This window comes from Agromyces luteolus (genome assembly GCF_009729855.1).
In the GTDB taxonomy this organism is placed as follows: Bacteria; Actinomycetota; Actinomycetes; order Actinomycetales; family Microbacteriaceae; genus Agromyces; species Agromyces luteolus.
This window is the reverse complement of sequence record NZ_WODA01000023.1, coordinates 1-19,473: the sequence shown is the minus strand read 5'-3', so window position 1 is coordinate 19,473 and position 19,473 is coordinate 1. Positions and strand designations below refer to the sequence as shown.

22 protein-coding genes are annotated in these 19,473 nt (G+C 73.1%); 15 read left to right on the top strand and 7 right to left on the bottom strand.

Annotation, left to right across the window (positions count from 1 at the left end):
* Nucleotides 1-138 precede the first annotated feature (138 nt).
* The 12 genes from aceB (at nucleotide 139) to menC (ending at nucleotide 11,662) form a co-directional block, all read left to right on the top strand.
* Complete coding sequence (aceB, locus tag GLX25_RS11960; protein WP_155842686.1) at nucleotides 139-1,734, top strand: malate synthase A; 1,596 nt, start codon at nucleotides 139-141, stop codon at nucleotides 1,732-1,734.
* A 4-nt stretch (nucleotides 1,735-1,738) separates the two neighbouring features.
* Entirely contained in the window at nucleotides 1,739-3,010 is a 1,272-nt protein-coding gene (locus GLX25_RS11955; RefSeq protein WP_271192583.1) for a DUF6986 family protein, read from the top strand.
* Nucleotides 3,007-3,852, top strand: coding sequence for a bifunctional allantoicase/(S)-ureidoglycine aminohydrolase (locus GLX25_RS11950; RefSeq protein WP_155842685.1), 846 nt, complete (start codon nucleotides 3,007-3,009; stop codon nucleotides 3,850-3,852). Before GLX25_RS11955 ends, GLX25_RS11950 begins: the two co-directional genes overlap by 4 nt.
* 14 nt (nucleotides 3,853-3,866) lie before the next feature.
* Nucleotides 3,867-5,294, top strand: a complete 1,428-nt coding sequence (allB, locus tag GLX25_RS11945) for an allantoinase AllB (RefSeq protein ID WP_155842959.1) — start codon at nucleotides 3,867-3,869, stop codon at nucleotides 5,292-5,294.
* Nucleotides 5,284-5,778, top strand: coding sequence for a 2-oxo-4-hydroxy-4-carboxy-5-ureidoimidazoline decarboxylase (uraD, locus tag GLX25_RS11940; protein WP_155842684.1), 495 nt, complete (start codon nucleotides 5,284-5,286; stop codon nucleotides 5,776-5,778). The genes allB and uraD overlap by 11 nt, the downstream gene beginning before the upstream one ends.
* Nucleotides 5,775-6,137 (top strand): hydroxyisourate hydrolase, encoded by a 363-nt coding sequence (gene uraH, locus GLX25_RS11935; RefSeq protein WP_155842683.1) that lies wholly within the window; start codon nucleotides 5,775-5,777, stop codon nucleotides 6,135-6,137. The genes uraD and uraH overlap by 4 nt, the downstream gene beginning before the upstream one ends.
* Nucleotides 6,138-6,139: 2 nt before the next feature.
* A complete protein-coding gene (gene pucL, locus GLX25_RS11930; protein ID WP_155842682.1) occupies nucleotides 6,140-7,039 on the top strand; it encodes a factor-independent urate hydroxylase in 900 nt (299 codons plus the stop codon).
* 79 nt (nucleotides 7,040-7,118) lie between these two features.
* The gene (locus GLX25_RS11925; protein ID WP_155842681.1) at nucleotides 7,119-8,396 is read left to right on the top strand and encodes a saccharopine dehydrogenase family protein; all 1,278 of its coding nucleotides are present in this window, start codon (nucleotides 7,119-7,121) and stop codon (nucleotides 8,394-8,396) included.
* A gap of 171 nt (nucleotides 8,397-8,567) precedes the next feature.
* On the top strand, nucleotides 8,568-9,404 hold the full coding sequence (locus GLX25_RS11920; RefSeq protein ID WP_155842680.1) for a hypothetical protein: 837 nt from the start codon (nucleotides 8,568-8,570) through the stop codon (nucleotides 9,402-9,404).
* A 111-nt stretch (nucleotides 9,405-9,515) separates the two neighbouring features.
* The gene (locus GLX25_RS11915) at nucleotides 9,516-9,860 is read left to right on the top strand and encodes a hypothetical protein (RefSeq protein ID WP_155842679.1); all 345 of its coding nucleotides are present in this window, start codon (nucleotides 9,516-9,518) and stop codon (nucleotides 9,858-9,860) included.
* A gap of 28 nt (nucleotides 9,861-9,888) precedes the next feature.
* Entirely contained in the window at nucleotides 9,889-10,305 is a 417-nt protein-coding gene (locus GLX25_RS19395) for a helix-turn-helix transcriptional regulator (RefSeq protein WP_155842678.1), read from the top strand.
* Nucleotides 10,306-10,372: 67 nt separating this feature from the next.
* On the top strand, nucleotides 10,373-11,662 hold the full coding sequence (gene menC / locus GLX25_RS18880) for an o-succinylbenzoate synthase (protein ID WP_240898334.1): 1,290 nt from the start codon (nucleotides 10,373-10,375) through the stop codon (nucleotides 11,660-11,662).
* Between the two features lie 33 nt (nucleotides 11,663-11,695).
* On the opposite strand, the gene GLX25_RS11900 is transcribed toward menC, so the two are convergent.
* Genes GLX25_RS11900 through trxA form a run of 4 tightly spaced genes read right to left on the bottom strand, consistent with a single transcriptional unit; the run spans nucleotide 11,696 to nucleotide 13,866 of the window.
* A complete protein-coding gene (locus GLX25_RS11900) occupies nucleotides 11,696-12,298 on the bottom strand; it encodes a DUF2238 domain-containing protein (protein ID WP_155842677.1) in 603 nt (200 codons plus the stop codon).
* Complete coding sequence (locus GLX25_RS11895; RefSeq protein WP_240898333.1) at nucleotides 12,298-13,176, bottom strand: endonuclease/exonuclease/phosphatase family protein; 879 nt, start codon at nucleotides 13,174-13,176, stop codon at nucleotides 12,298-12,300. The genes GLX25_RS11900 and GLX25_RS11895 overlap by 1 nt, the downstream gene beginning before the upstream one ends.
* Nucleotides 13,177-13,216: 40 nt before the next feature.
* Nucleotides 13,217-13,492 carry a YgaP family membrane protein gene (locus GLX25_RS18875; RefSeq protein WP_155842676.1) on the bottom strand — a complete coding sequence of 92 codons (276 nt, stop codon included), beginning with the start codon at nucleotides 13,490-13,492 and terminating at the stop codon, nucleotides 13,217-13,219.
* Nucleotides 13,489-13,866: a thioredoxin gene (gene trxA, locus GLX25_RS11885; protein ID WP_155842675.1), complete on the bottom strand. Its 378-nt coding sequence runs from the start codon at nucleotides 13,864-13,866 to the stop codon at nucleotides 13,489-13,491. Before trxA ends, GLX25_RS18875 begins: the two co-directional genes overlap by 4 nt.
* A gap of 44 nt (nucleotides 13,867-13,910) precedes the next feature.
* Between trxA and GLX25_RS11880 the strand changes: the two genes are divergently transcribed.
* A complete protein-coding gene (locus GLX25_RS11880; protein ID WP_155842674.1) occupies nucleotides 13,911-14,336 on the top strand; it encodes a rhodanese-like domain-containing protein in 426 nt (141 codons plus the stop codon).
* A 16-nt stretch (nucleotides 14,337-14,352) separates the two neighbouring features.
* Here GLX25_RS11880 and GLX25_RS11875 read toward each other — a convergent pair whose 3' ends face one another.
* Nucleotides 14,353-15,204 carry an aminoglycoside phosphotransferase family protein gene (locus tag GLX25_RS11875; protein WP_271192582.1) on the bottom strand — a complete coding sequence of 284 codons (852 nt, stop codon included), beginning with the start codon at nucleotides 15,202-15,204 and terminating at the stop codon, nucleotides 14,353-14,355.
* Nucleotides 15,205-15,253: 49 nt separating this feature from the next.
* Here GLX25_RS11875 and GLX25_RS11870 point away from each other — a divergent pair, with 49 nt between their 5' ends.
* Both GLX25_RS11870 and GLX25_RS11865 read left to right on the top strand, forming a co-directional pair.
* Complete coding sequence (locus GLX25_RS11870; RefSeq protein ID WP_155842672.1) at nucleotides 15,254-17,140, top strand: helicase HerA-like domain-containing protein; 1,887 nt, start codon at nucleotides 15,254-15,256, stop codon at nucleotides 17,138-17,140.
* Nucleotides 17,137-17,778 (top strand): GNAT family N-acetyltransferase, encoded by a 642-nt coding sequence (locus GLX25_RS11865; RefSeq protein ID WP_166548766.1) that lies wholly within the window; start codon nucleotides 17,137-17,139, stop codon nucleotides 17,776-17,778. Before GLX25_RS11870 ends, GLX25_RS11865 begins: the two co-directional genes overlap by 4 nt.
* Nucleotides 17,779-17,811: 33 nt before the next feature.
* On the opposite strand, the gene GLX25_RS11860 is transcribed toward GLX25_RS11865, so the two are convergent.
* On the bottom strand, nucleotides 17,812-18,300 hold the full coding sequence (locus GLX25_RS11860) for a hypothetical protein (protein WP_155842671.1): 489 nt from the start codon (nucleotides 18,298-18,300) through the stop codon (nucleotides 17,812-17,814).
* 198 nt (nucleotides 18,301-18,498) lie between these two features.
* Nucleotides 18,499-19,077: a hypothetical protein gene (locus tag GLX25_RS11855; protein WP_155842670.1), complete on the bottom strand. Its 579-nt coding sequence runs from the start codon at nucleotides 19,075-19,077 to the stop codon at nucleotides 18,499-18,501.
* Nucleotides 19,078-19,473: the final 396 nt, after the last annotated feature.

Sequence of the window (19,473 nt, the reverse complement as noted above, 5' to 3'; positions counted from 1 at the left end):
GAGTCTACGCCGCGCGCGGGCCCGGCCTCCGGTCGCGCTCATGCGCGCACGCCGGTTCCGACCCGCGCGCTTCTGCGCGAAGATGAGGTCGAGGCCTGGAGCAACCACCCCGCAAGGGAGCGGAAGGGAGCGCAGCCCATGTCCATCGAGATCCTCCGCGTCGACGGCGTCTCCGACGACGACATCCTGACCGACGACGCGCTCGCGTTCGTCGAGGAACTGCATCACCGGTTCGGCGCCCGGCGACGAGACCTGCTCGCCGCGCGCCGCGGTCGCCGGGAGCGCATCGCGCGGGGCGAGCCGCTCGACTTCCTCGCCGAGACGCGCGAGGTGCGCGAGTCGGACTGGCGGGTGCCGCCGCCGCCCGCCGCGCTCGCCGACCGCCGCGTCGAGATCACCGGCCCCGCGTCGCCGCCGAAGATGGCGATCAACGCGCTGAACTCGGGCGCGCGGGTCTGGCTCGCCGACCTGGAGGACGCGTCGAGCCCGACCTGGGAGAACGTCGTCGGCAGCGTGCGCAACCTGCGCGACGCGGCCCGCGGCACGCTCGCCTGGACCTCGCCCGAGGGAAAGGCGTACGCGCTCCGCGACGACGTCCGCCGCCCGACCGTGGTCACACGCCCGCGCGGCTGGCACCTGCCGGAGAAGCACGTGCTCGTCGACGGCGAGCGGGCGTCCGGGTCGCTGGTGGACTTCGGGCTGCACTTCGCGCACGCCGCGCGCCCGCTCGTCGAGCACGACGCGGGCCCGTACTACTACCTCCCGAAGCTCGAGAGCCACCTCGAGGCGCGTCTCTGGAACGACGTGTTCGCGTTCGCCGAGGAGCGGATGACGCTGCCGACCGGCACGATCCGTGCCACGGTGCTCATCGAGACCATCCCCGCCGCGTTCGAGATGGACGAGATCCTGTACGAGCTCCGCGAGCACGCCTCGGGCCTCAACGCCGGCCGCTGGGACTACCTGTTCAGCATCATCAAGGTGTTCCGCGACGCGGGGCCCGAGTTCATCGTCCCCGACCGCGCGTCGGTGTCGATGACGGCGCCCTTCATGCGCGCCTACACCGAGCTCCTCGTGAAGACCTGTCACCGGCGCGGTGCGGTCGCCATGGGCGGCATGGCCGCGTTCGTGCCGAACCGCGCCGACCCCGAGGCCACGGCCGTCGCGTTCGAGAAGGTGCGCGCCGACAAGACGCGCGAGGCGGGGGACGGGTTCGACGGCTCGTGGGTCGCGCACCCCGACCTCGTACCGGTGTGCCGCGAGGTCTTCGACGAGGTGCTCGGCGATCGGCCGAACCAGCTCGACCGGCAGCGGCCCGAGGTCGAGGTCACGGCCGCCCAGCTCCTCGACGTCGGTGCGACGGGCGGCGCGGTCACCGAGGCGGGCCTGCGCACGAACCTCTCGGTGGGCGTCGCGTACACGGCGGCGTGGCTGGCCGGCAACGGGGCGGTCGCACTCCACAGCCTGATGGAGGATGCCGCGACCGCCGAGATCTCGCGCTCGCAGGTGTGGCAGCAGCTGCGGCACGACGTGGTGCTGGCCGACACCGGCCGCACGATGACGAACGAGCTCGTGCGAACCGTCCTCGACGAGGAGGTGGCGGCGCTCCGCGCGGAGGCGCCGCTCCCGCCGTACGCGGGGCACTACGAGCCCGCCGCCCGCCTCATGGCCGACCTCGTCCTCGACGACCAGTACGTCGACTTCCTCACGCTGCCCGCCTACGAGCTGCTGGACTGACGACGTGCGGACCGCGCTGCCTCGCACGCTGCAGGCGTCGATCGACGACCGGCTCGCCGACACCGATCGGCTGCTGGCGACGGCCGACCCCGGCGACGACGGCTCGCGCCAGCCGGTGCACACGGTCTACGTCCCCGGCGACGCCGTCACCCCCGACCTGCCCGCCGCCTGGGGGAGCGCGGCGCTCGCAGCGGCGGACTCGGCGGGCGGCATCGAGGCGCTCGCGCTCGCCGTCGGCGTGCCGGCCGACGTCGCCGCGTCGGTGGCCCCGCTCGTCGAGCGCAAGCTCGCTCACGAGCCCATCGAGGACCTCCGCGTCGACTTCGAGGACGGCTACGGCGACCGCGGCGACGACGCCGAGGACGCGGACGTGGCGCGGGCCGCCGAGCACGTCGCGTCCGCGATCGAGGCGGGCGCGGCGCCGCCGTTCGTCGGCATCCGGTTCAAGTCGTTCGAGGCGGCGACACGGGCTCGCGGCATCCGCACGCTCGACCTCTTCACCACGGCCCTCGTCGAGCGCGTCGGGCTGCCCGACGGCTTCGCCCTCACGCTCCCGAAGGTCTCGACGCTCGCACAGGTCGAGGCGATGGCGCAGGTCGTCGCCGCGCTCGAACGCGCCCACGGGCTGCCCGACGGGCGACTCCGGTTCGAGGTGCAGGTCGAGACCGCGCAGCTCGTGCTGGGCCCCGAGGGCGACGCCCCGGTCGCCGGCATCCCGCACGCGGGGCGCGGCCGCGTGAGCGGCCTGCACTTCGGCACCTACGACTACACCGCGGCCCTCGGCATCGCCGCGCCGCACCAGTCGCTCGAGCACCCGGCCGCCGACCACGCGAAGGCGGTCATGCAGCTCGCGGTCGCCGGCACCGGCATCCGCCTGTCCGACGGCTCGTCGAACGTGCTGCCGGTCGGCGACCGCGCCGACGAGGCGTGGCGGCTCCATGCCCGGCTGGTGCGTCGCTCGCTCGAGCGCGGGTTCCCGCAGGGCTGGGACCTGCACCCGGCGCAGCTGCCGACCCGGTTCATCGCGACCTACGCGTACTACCGCGACGGCTGGCCCGAGGCGGCCGGGCGACTGCGGCACGTGCACGACCGCACCGCCGGCGCCGTGCTCGACGAGCCCGCGACCGTGCGCGCGCTCGCCGGGTTCGTGCACCGGGGCGTGCGGTGCGGCGCGATCACCGCCGAGGAGGTCGAGCGCGACACCGGGCTCGACGCATCGGCGCTCGCGGCGCTCGCGAGCCCGAGGCGCGCGTCCACGGACGAGGAGGTCCCATGAGCTACTACACCCCGCCGGGCGGCCTGCCCGCGCAGACCGAGCTGCTCACCGACCGCGCGATCGTGACCGAGGCGTACACGGTGATCCCGAAGGGCGTGCTGCGCGACATCGTCACGAGCAACCTGCCCGGGTTCCGGGGCACGCGCTCGTGGATCATCGCACGGCCGATCGCGGGGTTCGCCACGACGTTCGCGCAGCTCATCGTCGAGGTCGCACCGGGCGGGGGAGCCGAGCGTCCCGAGGCCGAGGCCGGCGTCGAAGGGGTCCTGTTCGTGACCTCGGGCGAGCTGACGCTCGACCTCGACGGGGCGCGCCACGCGCTCGGCCCGGGCGGCTACGCGTACCTCGCGGCCGGCGAGACCTGGTCGATCGCGAACGACGGCGACGCGCCCACCTCGTTCCACTGGATCCGCAAGGCGTACGAAGCGGTGCCCGGCATCGCGGCTCCCGCCTCGTTCGTCACGAGCGACGCCGACGTCGCACCCGAGCCGATGCCCGGCACCGACGGCGCCTGGGCGACCACGCGCTTCGTCGACCCCGACGACCTCGCGCACGACCTGCACGTGAACATCGTCACGTTCCAGCCGGGCGGGTCCATCCCGTTCGCCGAGACGCACGTCATGGAGCACGGGCTCTTCGTGCTCGAGGGCAAGGGCGTGTACCGGTTGAACGGCGACTGGGTGGAGGTCGAGGCGGGCGACTTCATGTGGCTCCGGGCGTTCTGCCCGCAGGCCTGCTATGCGGGCGGTCCGGGGCCGTTCCGGTACCTGCTGTACAAGGACGTGAACCGGCAGGTGCGCCTGACCGGTCCGGGCGGCGTGGGCGCGCAGGCGGGCGGCTGAGCATGGGCGAGCGGATGCCGGCCGGCGACGCCTCCTCGATCGCGGGCGCCGAGGCATCCGTCGTCTTCGACCTCGTCTTCGCGGGCGAGCGGGTGCTCGTCGACGGCGCGTTCGCGCCCGCCCAAGTCGCCGTGCTCGACGGGCGCATCGCGCGCATCGCCGAGCCGGGCGCCGCGCTCAGGGCCGCCCACCGAGTACGCCTCGCCGGCGACGAGGTGCTCGTCCCCGGGCTCGTCGACACGCACGTGCACGTCAACGAGCCGGGCCGCACCGACTGGGAGGGGTTCGCGAGCGCCACCCGGGCCGCCGCGGCCGGCGGCGTCACGACGATCATCGACATGCCGCTCAACAGCATCCCCCCGACCACCTCGGTCGCGGCGCTCGCCGTGAAGCGGGCGAGGGCCACCGGGCGGGTGTTCGTCGACGTCGGGTTCTGGGGCGGGATCGTGCCTGGCAACGGCGCCGACCTGCTGCCGCTCGTCGCCGAGGGCGTCTTCGGGTTCAAGTGCTTCCTGATCGATTCGGGCGTCGCGGAGTTCCCGCCCGTCACCGCCGACGAGATGGAGCGGGCGATGGCCGCGATGGCCGCGCTGTCGGTCGACGCCGGCGCCGACCCGCTCGTCATCGTGCACGCCGAGGACGCCGCGGTGATCGGGGCGGCGCCGCACCCGCACAGCCGCGAGTACGCCGACTTCCTCGCGTCGCGGCCCGACGCCGCGGAGGGCGCGGCCGTCGCCGCCGTGATCGATGCGGCCCGCCGCACCGGCGCCCGCGCGCACGTCCTGCACCTCAGCTCCGGCGACCCGCTCGACGCGATCGCCCGGGCGCGGGCCGACGGCGTCCGGCTCACCGTCGAGACGTGCCCGCACTACCTCGTGCTCACCGCCGAGGAGGTGCCCGACGGCGCCACGGCCTTCAAGTGCTGCCCGCCGATCCGCGGCGCGGCGAACCGCGATGCGCTCTGGCGGGCGCTCGAGGCGGGCGTGATCGACACGATCGTCTCCGACCACTCGCCGGCGCCCGCCGCGGTGAAGTCCGCGGGCGACGGGGACTTCGCCGTCGCGTGGGGCGGGATCGCGTCCCTCCAGCTCGGGCTGCCCGTCGTCTGGACCGAGGCGCGCCGCCGCGGCATCCGTCTCGAACGCGTCGTCGAGTGGATGGCGACGGCGCCCGCCCGCCTCGTCGGGCTCGCGGACGCGGGCAAGGGCGAGATCGCGGAGGGCGCGGAGGCCGATCTGGTGATCTTCGCGCCCGACGACGCGTTCACGGTGGATGCCGCCGCGCTGCACCATCGGCACCCCATCACGCCGTACGACGGCCGCGAACTCGTCGGGGTCGTGCGGGCGACGTACCTGGCGGGCCGCGAGGTGGACGGCACGGTGCCGCGCGGACGCCTGCTGCGTCGGGCACCATCGGAGGGTGGGCCGGGCGATGACGCTTGAGGCGTTCAACGGGGCCGACCGCGACGCCGCGATCGGGTTCCTCCGACCCTGCCTCGACGTCGACCGCTGGTGCGGGGAGCTCGTCGACGGCCGCCCGTACGACTCGGTCGACGACCTGCTGGTGCGGGCCGAGGCCGCGGCGGACCCGTTCACGCGCGCCGAGGTCGACGGAGCGCTCGCGCACCACCCGCGCATCGGGGAGCGCCCGACGGGCGCCGGCGCCGAGGCGACGATGTCCCGCGCCGAGCAGTCCGGCGTCGACCCCACCGACGCCGCGGTCGCCGCCGCGCTCGCCGAGGGCAATCGCGCTTACGAGGAGCGGTTCGGCCGCGTGTTCCTCATCCGCGCCGCCGGACGCTCCTCCCGCGAGATCCTCGACGCCCTCACCGTGCGACTCGGGCACACGCCCGACGAGGAGGATCCCGTCGTCGCCGACCAGCTCCGCCAGATCGCCGTCCTCCGACTGAAGGGACTCCTCGCATGAGCAGCCAGGGCGCCGCATCCCAGCGGTCGCGCATCACGACCCACGTGCTCGACTCCACGTCCGGTCGACCCGCCGAGGGCGTCGTCGTCGAGCTCTCCGCACGCGAGGGCGACGGATGGCGCCGGCTCGACGCCGCGGCCACCGACGCCGACGGGCGGGTCTCGCGACTCGGCGCCGACGAGCTGCCGGCAGGCGACTACCGGCTGCGCTTCGACACGGCGGCCTACTTCGCCGCACGCGGCGTGGAGTCGTTCTACCCCGAGGTGGTGCTCACCTTCCACGTGGCCGACGACGGCCGGCACGTGCACGCGCCGCTCCTGCTCAGCCCGTTCGCCTACTCCACCTACCGAGGGAGCTGACCATGTCCGAACCCGCCATCGTCCTCGGCGCGAACCAGTACGGCAAGGCCGAGGTGCGCGTCGTCAAGGTCACGCGCGAGACCGCACGCCATGAGATCGACGACCTCAACGTGACCTCGCAGCTGCGCGGCGACTTCGCTGCCGCCCACCTGGCGGGCGACAACGCGCACGTCGTGCCGACCGACACCCAGAAGAACACGATCTTCGCGTTCGCGCGCGACGGGATCGGCTCGCCCGAGGCGTTCCTGCTGCGGCTGGCCGACCACTTCGTCTCGTCGTTCGAATGGGTCACCGGCGGCCGCTGGGCGGCCGAGCGGTTCGCCTGGCAGCGCATCCTCGCCGGCGGCGCCGAGCACGACCACGCGTTCGTGCGGTCGGGGCACGAGGTGCGCACCGCCGTCGTCGTCGCGGACGGCGACGATCGGCACGTCATCGCCGGTCTCCGGGACCTCACGGTCATGAAGTCCACCGGCTCGGGCTTCGAGGACTACCCGCACGACCGGTACACGACGCTCGCCGAGACCCACGACCGCATCCTGGCGACGGATGTCTCGGCCCGCTGGCGCTACGCACGTGCCGACGTGGACTTCGACGCGCGGTACGCGAGCGTGCGGGCGCTGCTGCTTGAAGCGTTCGCCGAGGGGTACTCGCCGGGGTTGCAGGCCACGCTCTTCGCGATGGGGCGGCGGGTGCTCGAGGCGCACGACGACATCGCCGAGATCCGCTTCTCGATGCCGAACAACCACCACTTCGTGGTCGACCTCTCGCCGTTCGGCCTCGACAACCCGAACGAGGTGTTCCACGCCGCCGACCGGCCCTACGGCCTCATCGAGGCGGCGGTCGTGCGTGAGGGCGTGGCGAGTCCGGCGGCCGCGTGGGAGGGCATCGCCGGGTTCTGCTGAGTCGGCGGGCCATCGCAGCTCAGCACCCGCGCAATTATCCAACTGGACAATTGCGGCGAACCGGGCTACCGTACCCACCATGCGAATCCTCCTCATCGGTGCGGGGGGCGTGGGCGATGCCATCGCCAAGATCGCCGCCCGCCGTGACTTCTACGAGCTCCTCGTCGTGAGCGACTACGACGAATCCCGCGCCCGCCGCACGGTCGACTGGATCGCCGCGAAGCACGGCGATGACGTGGCGGCCCGGTTCGCCACCGCGCAGGTCGATGCGAGCGACCCGGAGGTCGTGGCATCCGTCGCCCGCGAACACGGCGCGACCCACGTGATGAACGCCGTCGAGCCGAAGTTCGTGCCGTCCATCTTCCGCGGCGCGCTCGCCGCCGGCGCCGACTACCTCGACATGGCCATGAGCCTGTCGGAGCCCCACCCGACCGAGCCCTACGCCGAGACCGGCGTGAAGCTCGGCGACGACCAGTTCGCGCAGGCGGCGGACTGGGAGCAGGCCGGCCGGCTCGCGCTCGTCGGCATGGGCGTGGAGCCGGGGCTCTCGGACGTGTTCGCGCGCTACGCCGCCGACCACCTCTTCAGCGAGATCGACGAGCTCGGCACGCGCGACGGCGCGAACCTCGTCGTCCGCGACGAGGCGGGCGACGAGATCTTCGCCCCCTCGTTCTCGATCTGGACCACGATCGAGGAGTGCCTCAACCCGCCCGTCGTGTGGGAGCAGGACCGCGGCTGGTTCACGACCCCGCCGTTCAGCGAGCCCGAGGTGTTCGAGTTCCCCGAGGGCATCGGCCCGGTCGAGTGCGTCAACGTCGAGCACGAGGAGGTCCTCCTCATGCCGCGCTGGGTCGACGCGAAGCGCGTGACCTTCAAGTACGGCCTCGGCGACGAGTTCATCAACGTGCTGAAGACGCTGCACCTGCTCGGGCTCGACTCCACGACGCCGGTCCGCGTGCGGAGTGCGAACGGCCCCGTCGAGGTCGCGCCGCGCGACGTCGTCGCGGCGGCCCTCCCCGACCCCGCCACGATCGGCCCCCGCATGACGGGCAAGACCTGCGCCGGGCTCTGGGTCACGGGCACCGGCACGGATGGCGCGCCGCGCGAGGTGTACCTCTACCACGTGAGCGACAACGAGTGGACGATGCGCGAGTACGAGGCGCAGTGCGTCGTCTGGCAGACCGCGCTCAACCCGGTGGTCGCGCTCGAGCTGCTCGCGACCGGCGCCTGGTCGGGCCGCGGCGTGCTCGGCCCGGAGGCCTTCGACGCGAAGCCGTTCCTCGACCTGATGGCCCGCGCCGAGGCCGACGGCGGCTACGGCCAGCCGTGGGGCATGGAGGACCGCCTGGCCCGCTGATCCGCGCCCGCGGCCTCGCCGCCGCCACGCCGGTCCCGAGCCATCCGATCGAGTGCCGTTTCTGCGGTGGAGTACCGATCGAACCCGGCCTCCACCCCAGAAACGGCACTCCAACGCGCGTGGGACCGAGGGCCGCCGCGCACGACGCCGGCACCCGGTAGGGTCCCCACCATGACGGATGCCGCGACCCTCGCCCGCGCGCACGAGCTCGCCGACGAGGAGGACCGACGCGCGGGCGTCGTCACCCGCGAGGCGCGACCCGAGGAACTCGCAGGGGCGCTCGCGCGCTTCGACGCGACGTGGGGCGTCGGCCGCACGGTCGACCTGGCGTCGCTGAAGGCGATCGCGCACGCGGGCAACACCGTGCTCGTCGCCGTGTCCTCACCGTCGTCGACGGATGCCGCGGCCGCGCCCGCCGACCCGGTCGAGCCGCCGCTCGGTGCCGCGCTCGGGTTCCTCGGCTGGGAGGGCGGCCTGCACGTGCACTCGCACATGAACGCGGTCGACCCCGCCGCACGAGGCCGCGGCATCGGGGTCGCGTTGAAGCTCCGCCAGCGCGCGATCTGCCTCGACCACGGCGTCGACGAGGTCCGCTGGACCTACGACCCGCTCATCCGCCGGAACGCGCGCATGAACCTCGTCCGCCTGGGCGCGGAGGTCGCCGCGTACCGTCCTGACTTCTACGGCGACCTCCGCGACGCGATCTCGGGCGGCGACCGGAGCGACCGGTTCGAGGTGCGCTGGCGGCTGACCTCGCCACGGGTGGCTCGGGCCCTCGAGCGGATGCCGCAGCCGGCCTGGCGCACCCAGGGGGGCCTGCCGCTCGTGGCCGACTTCGAGGCCGTCCGCGCGGCCGACCGCGAGACGGCCGCCGCGCTGCGCGACGCCTCCCGCGAGGCGTTCGCCGCGCTCGCCGACGGCAGGCTGCGGCCCGAACTGGATGCCGCCGGGGACTACGTGTTCACCGCGGACGACCCGGACCGGTCGCCGGGCGACGGCGCGCGCTGACCCGGCGACGGCGAGTTCCCGGCCGCCTGCATCGAATCATGCATGCGGACGGCGAGAAGATGCAGCGAACACGCGATGAGTGCGACGTGCCGGCGGCCTACCGTTCACCGCATGGACCTCGCACTCCTCGCCGGCACCACCTCCACCGTCCTCTTCGCCTCGGCGAGCCTCCCGATGCTCGCGAAGGCGATCCGAACTCACGACGTGCGCTCGTACAGCCTCGTCGCGCTCATCGTCAGCAACACCGCGAACGCCATCCACACGATCTACGTCGCCTCCCTTCCCGCCGGGCCGATCTGGGTGCTCCACGGGTTCTACCTCGTGACCGAGGCGCTCATGATCGTGTTCTACCTGCGGCAGGCCCGTTCCGCCTCCGTGCATCGCAGGTCGCGGGCCGACCGGCCCGGTTCCCACCGGGGCGGCCGCGCGGCGAACCCGGATCCGGCCTGCGTGTGACGACGACGCCCGGGAGTACCATGCAGGCATGCCTGAGGCGCGCCACGGGCTGGACGATGCCCGACGGGCGTACGCGAACCGGGATTGGCAGGCCGCGATCTCCGCCCCCGCCTGGCTCGCCGCGGCCTACGAGCGCGGGGGAGACGCCGGACAGGCCGACCACCTCAGGGCGGAGGCCGCCGCGCTGTTCGAGCGCCTCGGTGCCCGTGCGGACCTCGAGGTCCCGCGGTGGACGGACCGCGACGACGGCCCGCTCACTCCGCGCGAGCGCGAGGTGCTCGAACTCGTCGCCCGCGGTGCGAGCAACCGCGACATCGCGCAGCAGCTCTTCATCAGCGCGGCGACGGTCGGTCGCCACCTCGCGAACATCTACCTCAAGCTCGGCGTCGGCTCTCGAACCGCTGCGGCGGCCTGGTGGCGGGAGGAGCGAGCGGCCGTCCGATGATCCCGGCCGCCCTCAGCCCCGGAGTGCGCCACACTGGACTCGACCGCCACCATCGAACGGAGGCCCGATGACGACCACCACGCCGACGATCGAGGCGATCGAGCTGCACCGGCTCGAGGTGCCGCTCGTCCGCCCCTTCGAGACCTCGTTCGGACGCGAGACGGCTCGCGAGGTGCTGCTCGTCCATGTCCGCACCGACCGGGGCGACGGCTGGGGCGAGTGCGTCGCCGGCCGCGACCCGTTCTACTCGGGCGAGTACGTCGACGGCGCGGCATCCGTCATCGAGCGCTACCTCGCCCCCGCGCTGCTGCGCGCCCCTGCGCCGCACCTCGTCGACGACGGGCACGTGAGCGGCGTGCTCATCGAGGATCCCGCGCACGCGACCGGCATCTGGGTCGACGACCGCGAGCAGCAGGTCGGCCGCGCGGGCGCGGCGGGCACGAGCGGAGGTGCGGCCGCGTCGATCGCGAGCGTGCCGCTCGCGGCATCCGTCGCCCCGACCCTCGCATTCGTCGCGGGGCACCGCATGGCGAAGGCGGGGCTCGAGGCGGCCGTGCTGGACGCCGAGCTGCGTGCGCAGGGGCGCTCGATGGCCGAGTGCTTCGGGGCGGTCCGCGACTGGGTCGACTGCGGGGTGTCGGTCGGCATCGCGCCGACCCTCGAGGAACTGCTCGACGAGGTGACCGGCTACCTCGAGGAGGGGTACCGCCGCATCAAGCTCAAGATCAAGCCCGGCTGGGACCTCGTGCCCGTCGCCGCGGTGCGCGAGCTCATCGGCCGCGAGGCGATGCTGCAGGTCGACGCGAACACCGCGTACACGGCCGACGACATCCCGCTGCTCGCGAGCCTCGACCCGTTCGACCTGCTCCTCATCGAGCAGCCGTTCGCCGAGGAGGACCTCGCGACGCACGTCCGACTCGCGCAGGCGACCGAGACGCCCGTGTGCCTCGACGAGTCGATCCTCGACGTCACGACCGCGGTCGACGCGATCGAGCGCGGAGCGACGAGCATCGTGAACATCAAGCCCGGTCGCATGGGCGGGTTCCTTGAGGCGCTGCGCGTGCACGACGCGTGCGTCGCCCGCGAGGTGCCGGTGTGGTGCGGCGGCATGCTCGAGACGGGCGTCGGGCGCGCGGCGAACGTCGCGATCGCCGCGCTGCCAGGGTTCGTGCTGCCGGGGGACACGTCGGCGTCGGGCCGCTACTTCGCCGAGGACCTCACCGAGCCGTTCGTGCTCGGCTCGGGCGAGCATCGCGGGCGGATGCGGGTGCCGGATGCCCCGGGCACGGGCGTCGCGGTGCGCGAGGAGCTCGTGCGCGACTGGGCGTCCCGGCCCGCGGTGACCATCGGCGGATGATGCTCGGGCCCGGCCGCTCGTCGGACCGCCGGTTCACGAGTTGCCGACGGCCGCCCGTTCCGGCTTGGGTGCGAGCACCGGCAGGGCCAGCCCGCCGAGCGCCGAGCCCAGCCCGCCCCACACCAGGTCGCCGATCGTGTCGCGGTAGTCGACGTAGATCTCGTCGTCGATGAAGTTCTTGCCGAACCACTCGAAGACCTCCCAGATGACCGCGAGACCGAGGCCGAACGCCGTCGTGACCAGGACGGCGGCGAGGACCGGGCGGGGGAGTCGCTGCGGGTCGGCGATGAGCCGGAGGCGCGCGAACAGGAGCACCGCGATCACGGCGGCGAGCCCGTTCATGAGGAAGTGCATCGGGATGTCCCACCAGCGGACGCTCACGTAGAGGTCGGTCACGCTGCTCCAGACGGAGACGAGTGCGATGACGCCGAACGAGAGGTCGAGCGCCGGCCGCACGTGCAGGAGCCGCGGGATCACCATGGCCGCCGAGACGAACGCGAGGCTGACGAGCCCGAGCGGACCCCAGCCGATCCCGGCGATCGGGATGCAGACCAGGGCGATGAGGCGCAGCACGTCGGCCGCGATCTCGCCGGGGCCCTCCGCCCGACGCGTGAGTCCGCTCCAGATGCTCCGCATCACCCTGCCTCCTGACGACGGTCGACCGCCTCGTGGTCGGCGCGGTGCCGCAGCACCGCCTGCACGGGCTCGTGATCGGAGGCCGCGCGGCCCTCGAACCTCGCCGCGTTGATCCCGGCGTGCGTGACCGCGGCGGTGCCGCCGACCAGGATCAGGTCGATCCGGCGACCACCGCGCCGTCGCGGGCCGTAGTTCGAGAACGTGCCCCACTCGGGCGTGAGCCGATCGGCGGCCGCGTCCCAGGCGTCTCGCAGCACGCCGTCGCCCGTGAGCCGGCGGTGCACCGCGGATCGCTCGTCGGCGTTGAAGTCGCCGGTGACCACGATCGCCGCCCCGGGATCGTCGAGGTGGGCGGTGTGCGCGAGCCCGGCGATCATGAGCGCGGACTGCAGGCGCGAGCGACGCGAGAGGTGGTCGAGGTGCGTGTTGAGGACGTGCAGGCGCCTACCGGTCTCGCGGTCGGTGAAGTCGGCGGCGACCACGAGGCGCCGTGTGAGGTTGCCCCAGGAGCGCGAGCCGTGCTCGTCGGGCGTGGCGGAGAGCGCGAGCTGCCGCCATTCGGTGAGTTCGAGCCGCTCGGCGTCGTAGTACACCGGGCACGCCTCGCCGTGACCACCGGGGTCGCGACCGGTGCCCACCCAGCGGTGGCTCCCGCCGAGGGCGGCGCCGACCACCTCGACCTGTTCGCCGAGCGCCTCCTGCACGCCGAGCACGGTCGGCCGTTCGGCCGCGAGGAGGCGGCGGAGCAACGGCTTGCGCGTCGCCCAGCGGTCGGGGCTGCCCGGGCGGTTCCGCGGCATCCGCCGGCGGATGTTGAACGACATCACGTGCAGGTCGGGCGCCTCGACCGGGCCGATGAGCGGCTCGTCCGTCATCATGCGCCCAGCGTACGCCCGGCGGGGGCGGGAGCCGGGCCGTTCAGCCCAGCAGCTCGCGCCGCGCCTCGGGGTAGCCGAGCACGTTCGGCTCGGTCTCCACTGCGGAACGCGAGAGCAGGTCGGTCGGGCACCATCCGGTGACCGCGCCGATCGCCAGGAACGTCGAGCAGATCCCCGCCGGGATCGCGCACCAGAGGTTGTCGAGGTTGGATGCCGCGAACGCGGCGAGGAGCACCGCGATGACGCCGCGGAGCACCCGTTCGCCGCGGCTCACCGCGCACGAGCGCGAGGCGAGCGAGCGGGCGAGGCGGTTCACGCCTGCGCGGCGGCGGCCTGCTGCTCGGCGAGCTGGCGGCGCACGTCGTCCATGTCGAGCGCCTTCGTGCCCTCGATGACCTGCTCGAGCTGGGCGCCGTTCAGCGCGCCCGGCTGCGCGAAGACGATGATGCCCTCGCGGAAGACGACGAGCGTCGGGATGGAGGTGATGCGGAAGCCCGCGGCGAGCGCCTGCTCGGCCTCGGTGTCGACCTTGCCGAAGACGACGTCGGTGTGCTGCTCCGATGCCGACTCGAAGATCGGGGCGAACATGCGGCATGGGCCGCACCACTCCGCCCAGAAGTCGAGGAGCACGATGTCGTTGTCCTTGATGGTGGACTCGATGGTGTCGTGGGTGATGTTCACGGAGGCCATGCGGCGATTCTAGCATGAGATACCCCTAGGGTATTATTCATCGCATGGAGACCACGATTCACCGTTCCCCGGGCGCCACGGCGACCCGATCCGATCGTCCCGCGCGCCCGGCCCGAGGCATCCGCGCGGCCCTCGCCGCCGGGGTCGCGGCCGCCGCGCTCGCCCTCGTCGGCTGCGCCTCGACCGAGCCCATCGACCTCGGCGCCGACACCGTCGTCGTCGACGTGCGCACGCCGGCCGAGTACGCCGCCGGCCACCTCGAGGGCGCCGTCAACCTCGACCTCACCTCGGGGCAGCTCGCCGCGGAGATCCCGGCCCTCGACGCCGAGGGCGACTACGTCGTCTACTGCAAGTCGGGCAACCGCTCCGCCCAGGCCACCGCGCTCATGGAGGGCGCCGGCCTCGACGTCACCGACGCCGGCTCGATGCAGCAGGCGGCGGATGCCACGGGGCTGCCGATCGTGCGGTAGCCGCCGCGTTCGCGCGTCAGACCGCGAGCCCGGCGGCCGTCTCCCCGATGCGCGCGGCCGACTCGGCCCGCTCGGGCCGGCCGTCGAGCTCGAACCACGTCGAAGACAGCGCGCTCCACGCCACGAGCCAGTCGCGCAGCCGCCGGGCCTCGAAGCCCGTCGCCTCCACGGCGACCGCGAACTGACGCGCGAGCCGGCCCGGCATGAGCGCGCGCTCGTGCGACGGGTTGCACAGCAGGTTGCACACGTCGAACTCGGCGTCGCCGACGAGGCCCTTCGGGTCGATCGCGAGCCAGCCGCGCTCGCCGAAGTCGAGCACGTTGCCGTGGTGCAGGTCGCCGTGCAGCACGACGGGCTCGCGGTCGTCGTCGAGCCGGCGCCGCGCGAGATCCGCGCCGGCGCGGTGCAGCGGCCCGAGCCCGTCGGCGTTCGCGAAGAGCTGGCGGAACCAGTCCTCGAGCGGGACGAGCGGTGGCGGATCGGCCAGCCCGAGCACCCGGTCGGTCTCGGCGTGGAGGCGGTCGGCCACCCCGCAGACGATGCGGGTGGCCTCGTCGTCCTCGCCCGCGCGGACCATCGCGACCAGGTCGCGCGGCCCCATCGCCCGCTCGATGAGCAGCGCGCGGTGGTCGCGACGGATGACGCGGACCGCGCCGTGACCGTCGAGCGCGACGAGCAGCGCCGCCCCGCGCGCCTCCTCCGACTCGTGCGCGACCTTGAGGATCGCCGGCACGTCGTCCTCGGTGCGGACGGGGATGAGGCGACTCGTCGTCGTCGTCGCAGGCTCGCCGTCGGGACGGAGCCGCCACCGCCGCAGCCACGCGGCTTCGTCGGCTCTCCCGGGGTCGACCGGACCGAGATCGCTCACCCGCCCAGTATCCCGGCGCGACGCCCGGAGCGCCGTTAGGATCGGGCCCATGTCGGACGACGCGGTGAAGCGGGCACGGGAGGCGGCCGAGGCCGCAGCGGCAGCGGCGGCGGCGCTGCAGGAGCAGGCCGCGGAGGCGATCCGCAAGGCCGAGGAGGCGGCCGCGCTCGCGAAGGCCGCGGCCGAGGCGGCGACGGATGCCGCGTCCGCCCCCGGATCGGACGACGCGCCGGATGGCACGTCGACCGCCCGAACGGCGGCTCCCGCCGAACCGGCCGCGCCCGCGGCATCCGCCCCGCCGACGGCCGACGGGCCGCTCGACGCGGACGAGGTCGACCGCATCCGCGCGGGTTACGCCTTCGAGGGCACCGCGCTCGAGATGGGCGCGCTCGTCAACGGCGAGGCCATGCCCGACGTGCCCGTGCGCATCCCGCTCGCGATGACGAACCGCCACGGCCTCGTCGCCGGTGCGACCGGAACGGGCAAGACCCGCACCATCCAGGTGCTCGCGGAGCAGCTCGCCGCGGCCGGCGTCGCCGTGTTCGCGGCGGACATCAAGGGCGACCTCTCGGGCGTCGCGACGCCCGGCACGAGCAGCGAGAGGCTGCTGAAGCGCACCGACGGCATCGGGCAGGCGTGGGAGGCGGCGAGCTTCCCCACCGAGTTCTTCTCGCTCGGCGGCGTCGGCCGGGGCGTGCCGATCCGCGCGACCATCTCGGGCTTCGGCCCGCTGCTGCTCGGCAAGGTGCTCGGGCTCAACGAGACGCAGGAGTCGAGCCTCGGCCTCGTCTTCCACTACGCGAACAGGAACGGCCTCGCCCTCCTCGACCTCGACGACCTGCGCGCGGTGCTCGCCTACCTCGTGAGCGACGAGGGCAAGGGCGAGCTCGAGGGGCTCGGCGGCCTGTCGAAGGCCACGGTCGGCGTCATCCTGCGCGAGCTCATCACGTTCGCCGACCAGGGTGCCGACGTCTTCTTCGGCGAACCCGAGATCGACACGGCCGAGTTCCTCCGCACCGCCGCCGACGGGCGCGGTGTCATCAGCCTCCTCGAGGTGCCCGGCGTCGCCGACAAGCCCGCGCTGTACTCGACGTTCCTCATGTGGCTGCTCGCCGACCTCTACGCCGGCCTGCCCGAGGTCGGCGACCTCGACCGGCCCAAGCTCGTGTTCTTCTTCGACGAGGCGCACCTGCTCTTCCGCGACGCGTCGAAGGAGTTCCTCGCGCAGGTCGTGCAGACCGTGCGGCTCATCCGCTCGAAGGGCGTCGGCGTCTTCTTCGTCACGCAGACCCCGAAGGACGTGCCGGGCGACGTGCTCGCGCAGCTCGGCTCGCGCGTGCAGCACCAGCTGCGCGCCTTCACGCCGGACGACGCGAAGGCGCTCCGGGCGACCGTCTCCACCTACCCGAACTCGGGATACGACCTCGAGGAGACCCTCACCGTCCTCGGCACGGGGGAGGCGATCGTGACCGTCATGAACGAGAAGGGGGCTCCGAGCCCGGTCGCCTGGACGCGGTTGCGCGCGCCGCAGGCGTCGATGTCGCCGAGCCCGGATGCCGCGATCGACGCCGCCGTCGCGGCATCCGCCCTCATCGCGAAGTACGGCACCGCGATCGACCGCGAGTCCGCCCACGAGCTCCTGACCAGGCGAATGGCGGATGCCGCGGCCGCGGCGGACGCGGCCGACGCCGCCGATGCGAAGGCGAAGGCCGACGCCGAGTACGCGAAGATGCAGGCCAAGATCGAGGCCGACCAGGCGAAGGCCGAGAAGAAGGCGCAGGCCGAGTACGACCGGCTCATGAAGCAGACCTCCTCACGCTCGCGCTCGCGGACCCCGCAGCGGTCGGCGCTCGAGGAGGTGCTCGGCTCGAAGACCACGCAGAAGGTCATTACGCAGGTGCTCACGGGGCTCTTCGGCATGGCGAAGCGCAAGTGAGTCGTCCGGACGCGGTCGCCGGGGAGGCGGTCATCCGCCCCTATCGCGAGGACGATCGGCCCGGCGTCGCGGACGTCTGCCTGCGGACCGCGGCCGCGGGCGGCGACGCGACGGGCGTCTACTCGGACGACGGCCTGATGCCCGAGGTCTACGCGCTCCCGTACGTCGAGTACGCGCCCGACCTCGCCTTCGTCGTCGAGCTCGACGGACGGGTCGCGGGCTACGTCCTCGGCATCGCCGACACCGGCGACTTCATCGACTGGTACGCGCGCGAATGGGCTCCGGGGTTCCGTGAGCGGCACCCGGTCGCGGGGCCGCCGACCGGGCATCGACCCGCCTACACGGAGGCGCAGCTGGTCGCCGACGGCGCCGGTCCCGAGCGCTTGCGGATCCCGGAGCTCGACGACTACCCGGCGCACCTGCACATCGACCTGCTCCCCGAGCTGCAGGGCCGCGGACTCGGTCGACGCCTGATCGACACGCTCCGAGCTGCGCTGGCCGAGCGCGGCGTGGCCGCCCTGCATCTCGGGATCGATCCGGCGAACGTGGGAGCGCGCGCGTTCTACGAGCGGCTGGGCTTCCACGAGCTGCGGTCGAGCCGGCCGGACGCGCCGCGCTTCGGGATCGCGACCCGCTGATCGACGGCTCGGACCGCCCTCGGCGACGAGGCCTCAGGCGCGGAGGCCGCGACCCTCGAACCAGTAGAGCAGGTGCGGGTCGGATTCGCGGAGCTCGGTGAGCGTCACCGGCTCGGTGCGCACCGTCTCCTCGAGGTCGAGGATCCCGGCGATGACGTCGAGCGACCGGTCGTCCCAGAACGTGCCGCGCATGCGGAAGAGGCAGTCCCCGTCATCGTCGACGACGAACAACTGCTGCACGGTCTCGAGCGTGTCGCCCCGATAGGTCTCGATGCGGAGGACGCCCGCCATGTCGCGACGGGCGACGCTGTGGATGCGGCCGAGGAACCCGCGCTCGACGATGCCGTGCGGGCTGACCGCCACCTCGGTGCGCTGGTAGCCGAGGTACGCGGCGACGCCGAGCGCCGCGAGGACGACGACGACCGCGGCGGTGAGGCCGACCGCGGCGCTCCCGAGCGGGGAGACGAGCCAGGCGACGGTGAGGATCACCGGCACCAGCAGGGCGACCAGGGGAAGTCCCACGGCCCTCGTCAAGGAGCGACGGGGCCTCAGGGTGAGCACCCTGAGACCCCCGCCCCCTGCCTGGCCGATGCGGGAGTCCCCTGCGTCCCCGTATCCCGTTCTCATCGCTGCCACAGACATCGGAACCATGATGTTCCCGCGACGGCGACGCCGCCATTCGGCATTAAGGGGGACTTGCGCCCGAGGGGATGACCGTGCTCACCCGAGAACAGGAAGGACCGCGGCGCAGAAGTCGTCGGTGCGCCCGGTCGATTCCTTGACCAGGCCGAGGAACGCGAGGAACGCATCGTCCGATGGATCGGCGACGTCATCGCCGTAGTCGATCAGCAACTCGTACCGCACCTGGCCGGGGTTTCGCGCGATGGCCTTGCCCGACTCGTCCGACACCGTGGTGTTGCCGGTCGCGAGGACGAGGATCGTGAGCGTGCCGTCGCCGTTGTCGGTGATCTTGAGGTCCTTGTCGACCAGGCGGGTGACCTCCGTGACGCTGTCGCCCTCGAGGTTCGAGTAGACGATCGTCTCCCAGGCATTCGCGATCCAGTACGGCGCGGTCCCGGGCTTGCGGGTATTGAACAGGAAGCGCACCTCCTGGACGGCTTCGATCTCGACGACGATGCCGGCGTCGCAGAAGTTCTCGTCGGTCATCGAGAAGCCGTCGACGAAGGTGCCCCGCTCGATGGGACGAGCCGACGCGGGAGGCGCGGCGATGACGGTCGCGGCGAAGGCGACGGCTGCCGCGGCGGCGACGAGGCCGCGGCGGCGGGTCGATCCGGACATGGTTCCCCCTCTCGCGCGACGGTCTGCTGAGCCGACGGGGCGGCAGAACCGCTGCAGCGCGGTGGTGTCGGGCTGCACATATCATGATGGATTCTCACGAACGCGGCGACACCCGTACGGGGGCGGAAAGCGCAGAGCCCCCGGCGCGCGAGAAGCAGCGTCCATGACGCAGATGAGCGCCACACCCTTCGGGCGCGGCGCTCATCTGCTTGGCGGAGGATGGGGGACCCCGTCGGTCGGGCTCCGCCCTCCCTCCTCCTCGAATCGCAGCGTCCATGAAGCAGATGAGCGCCACACCCTTCGGGCGCGGCGCTCATCTGCTTGGCGGAGGATGGGGTGTCTGAGTTCACGACATGTGTCACAGGTGATACGTCGCTCATGTCTCGTGACATAGGT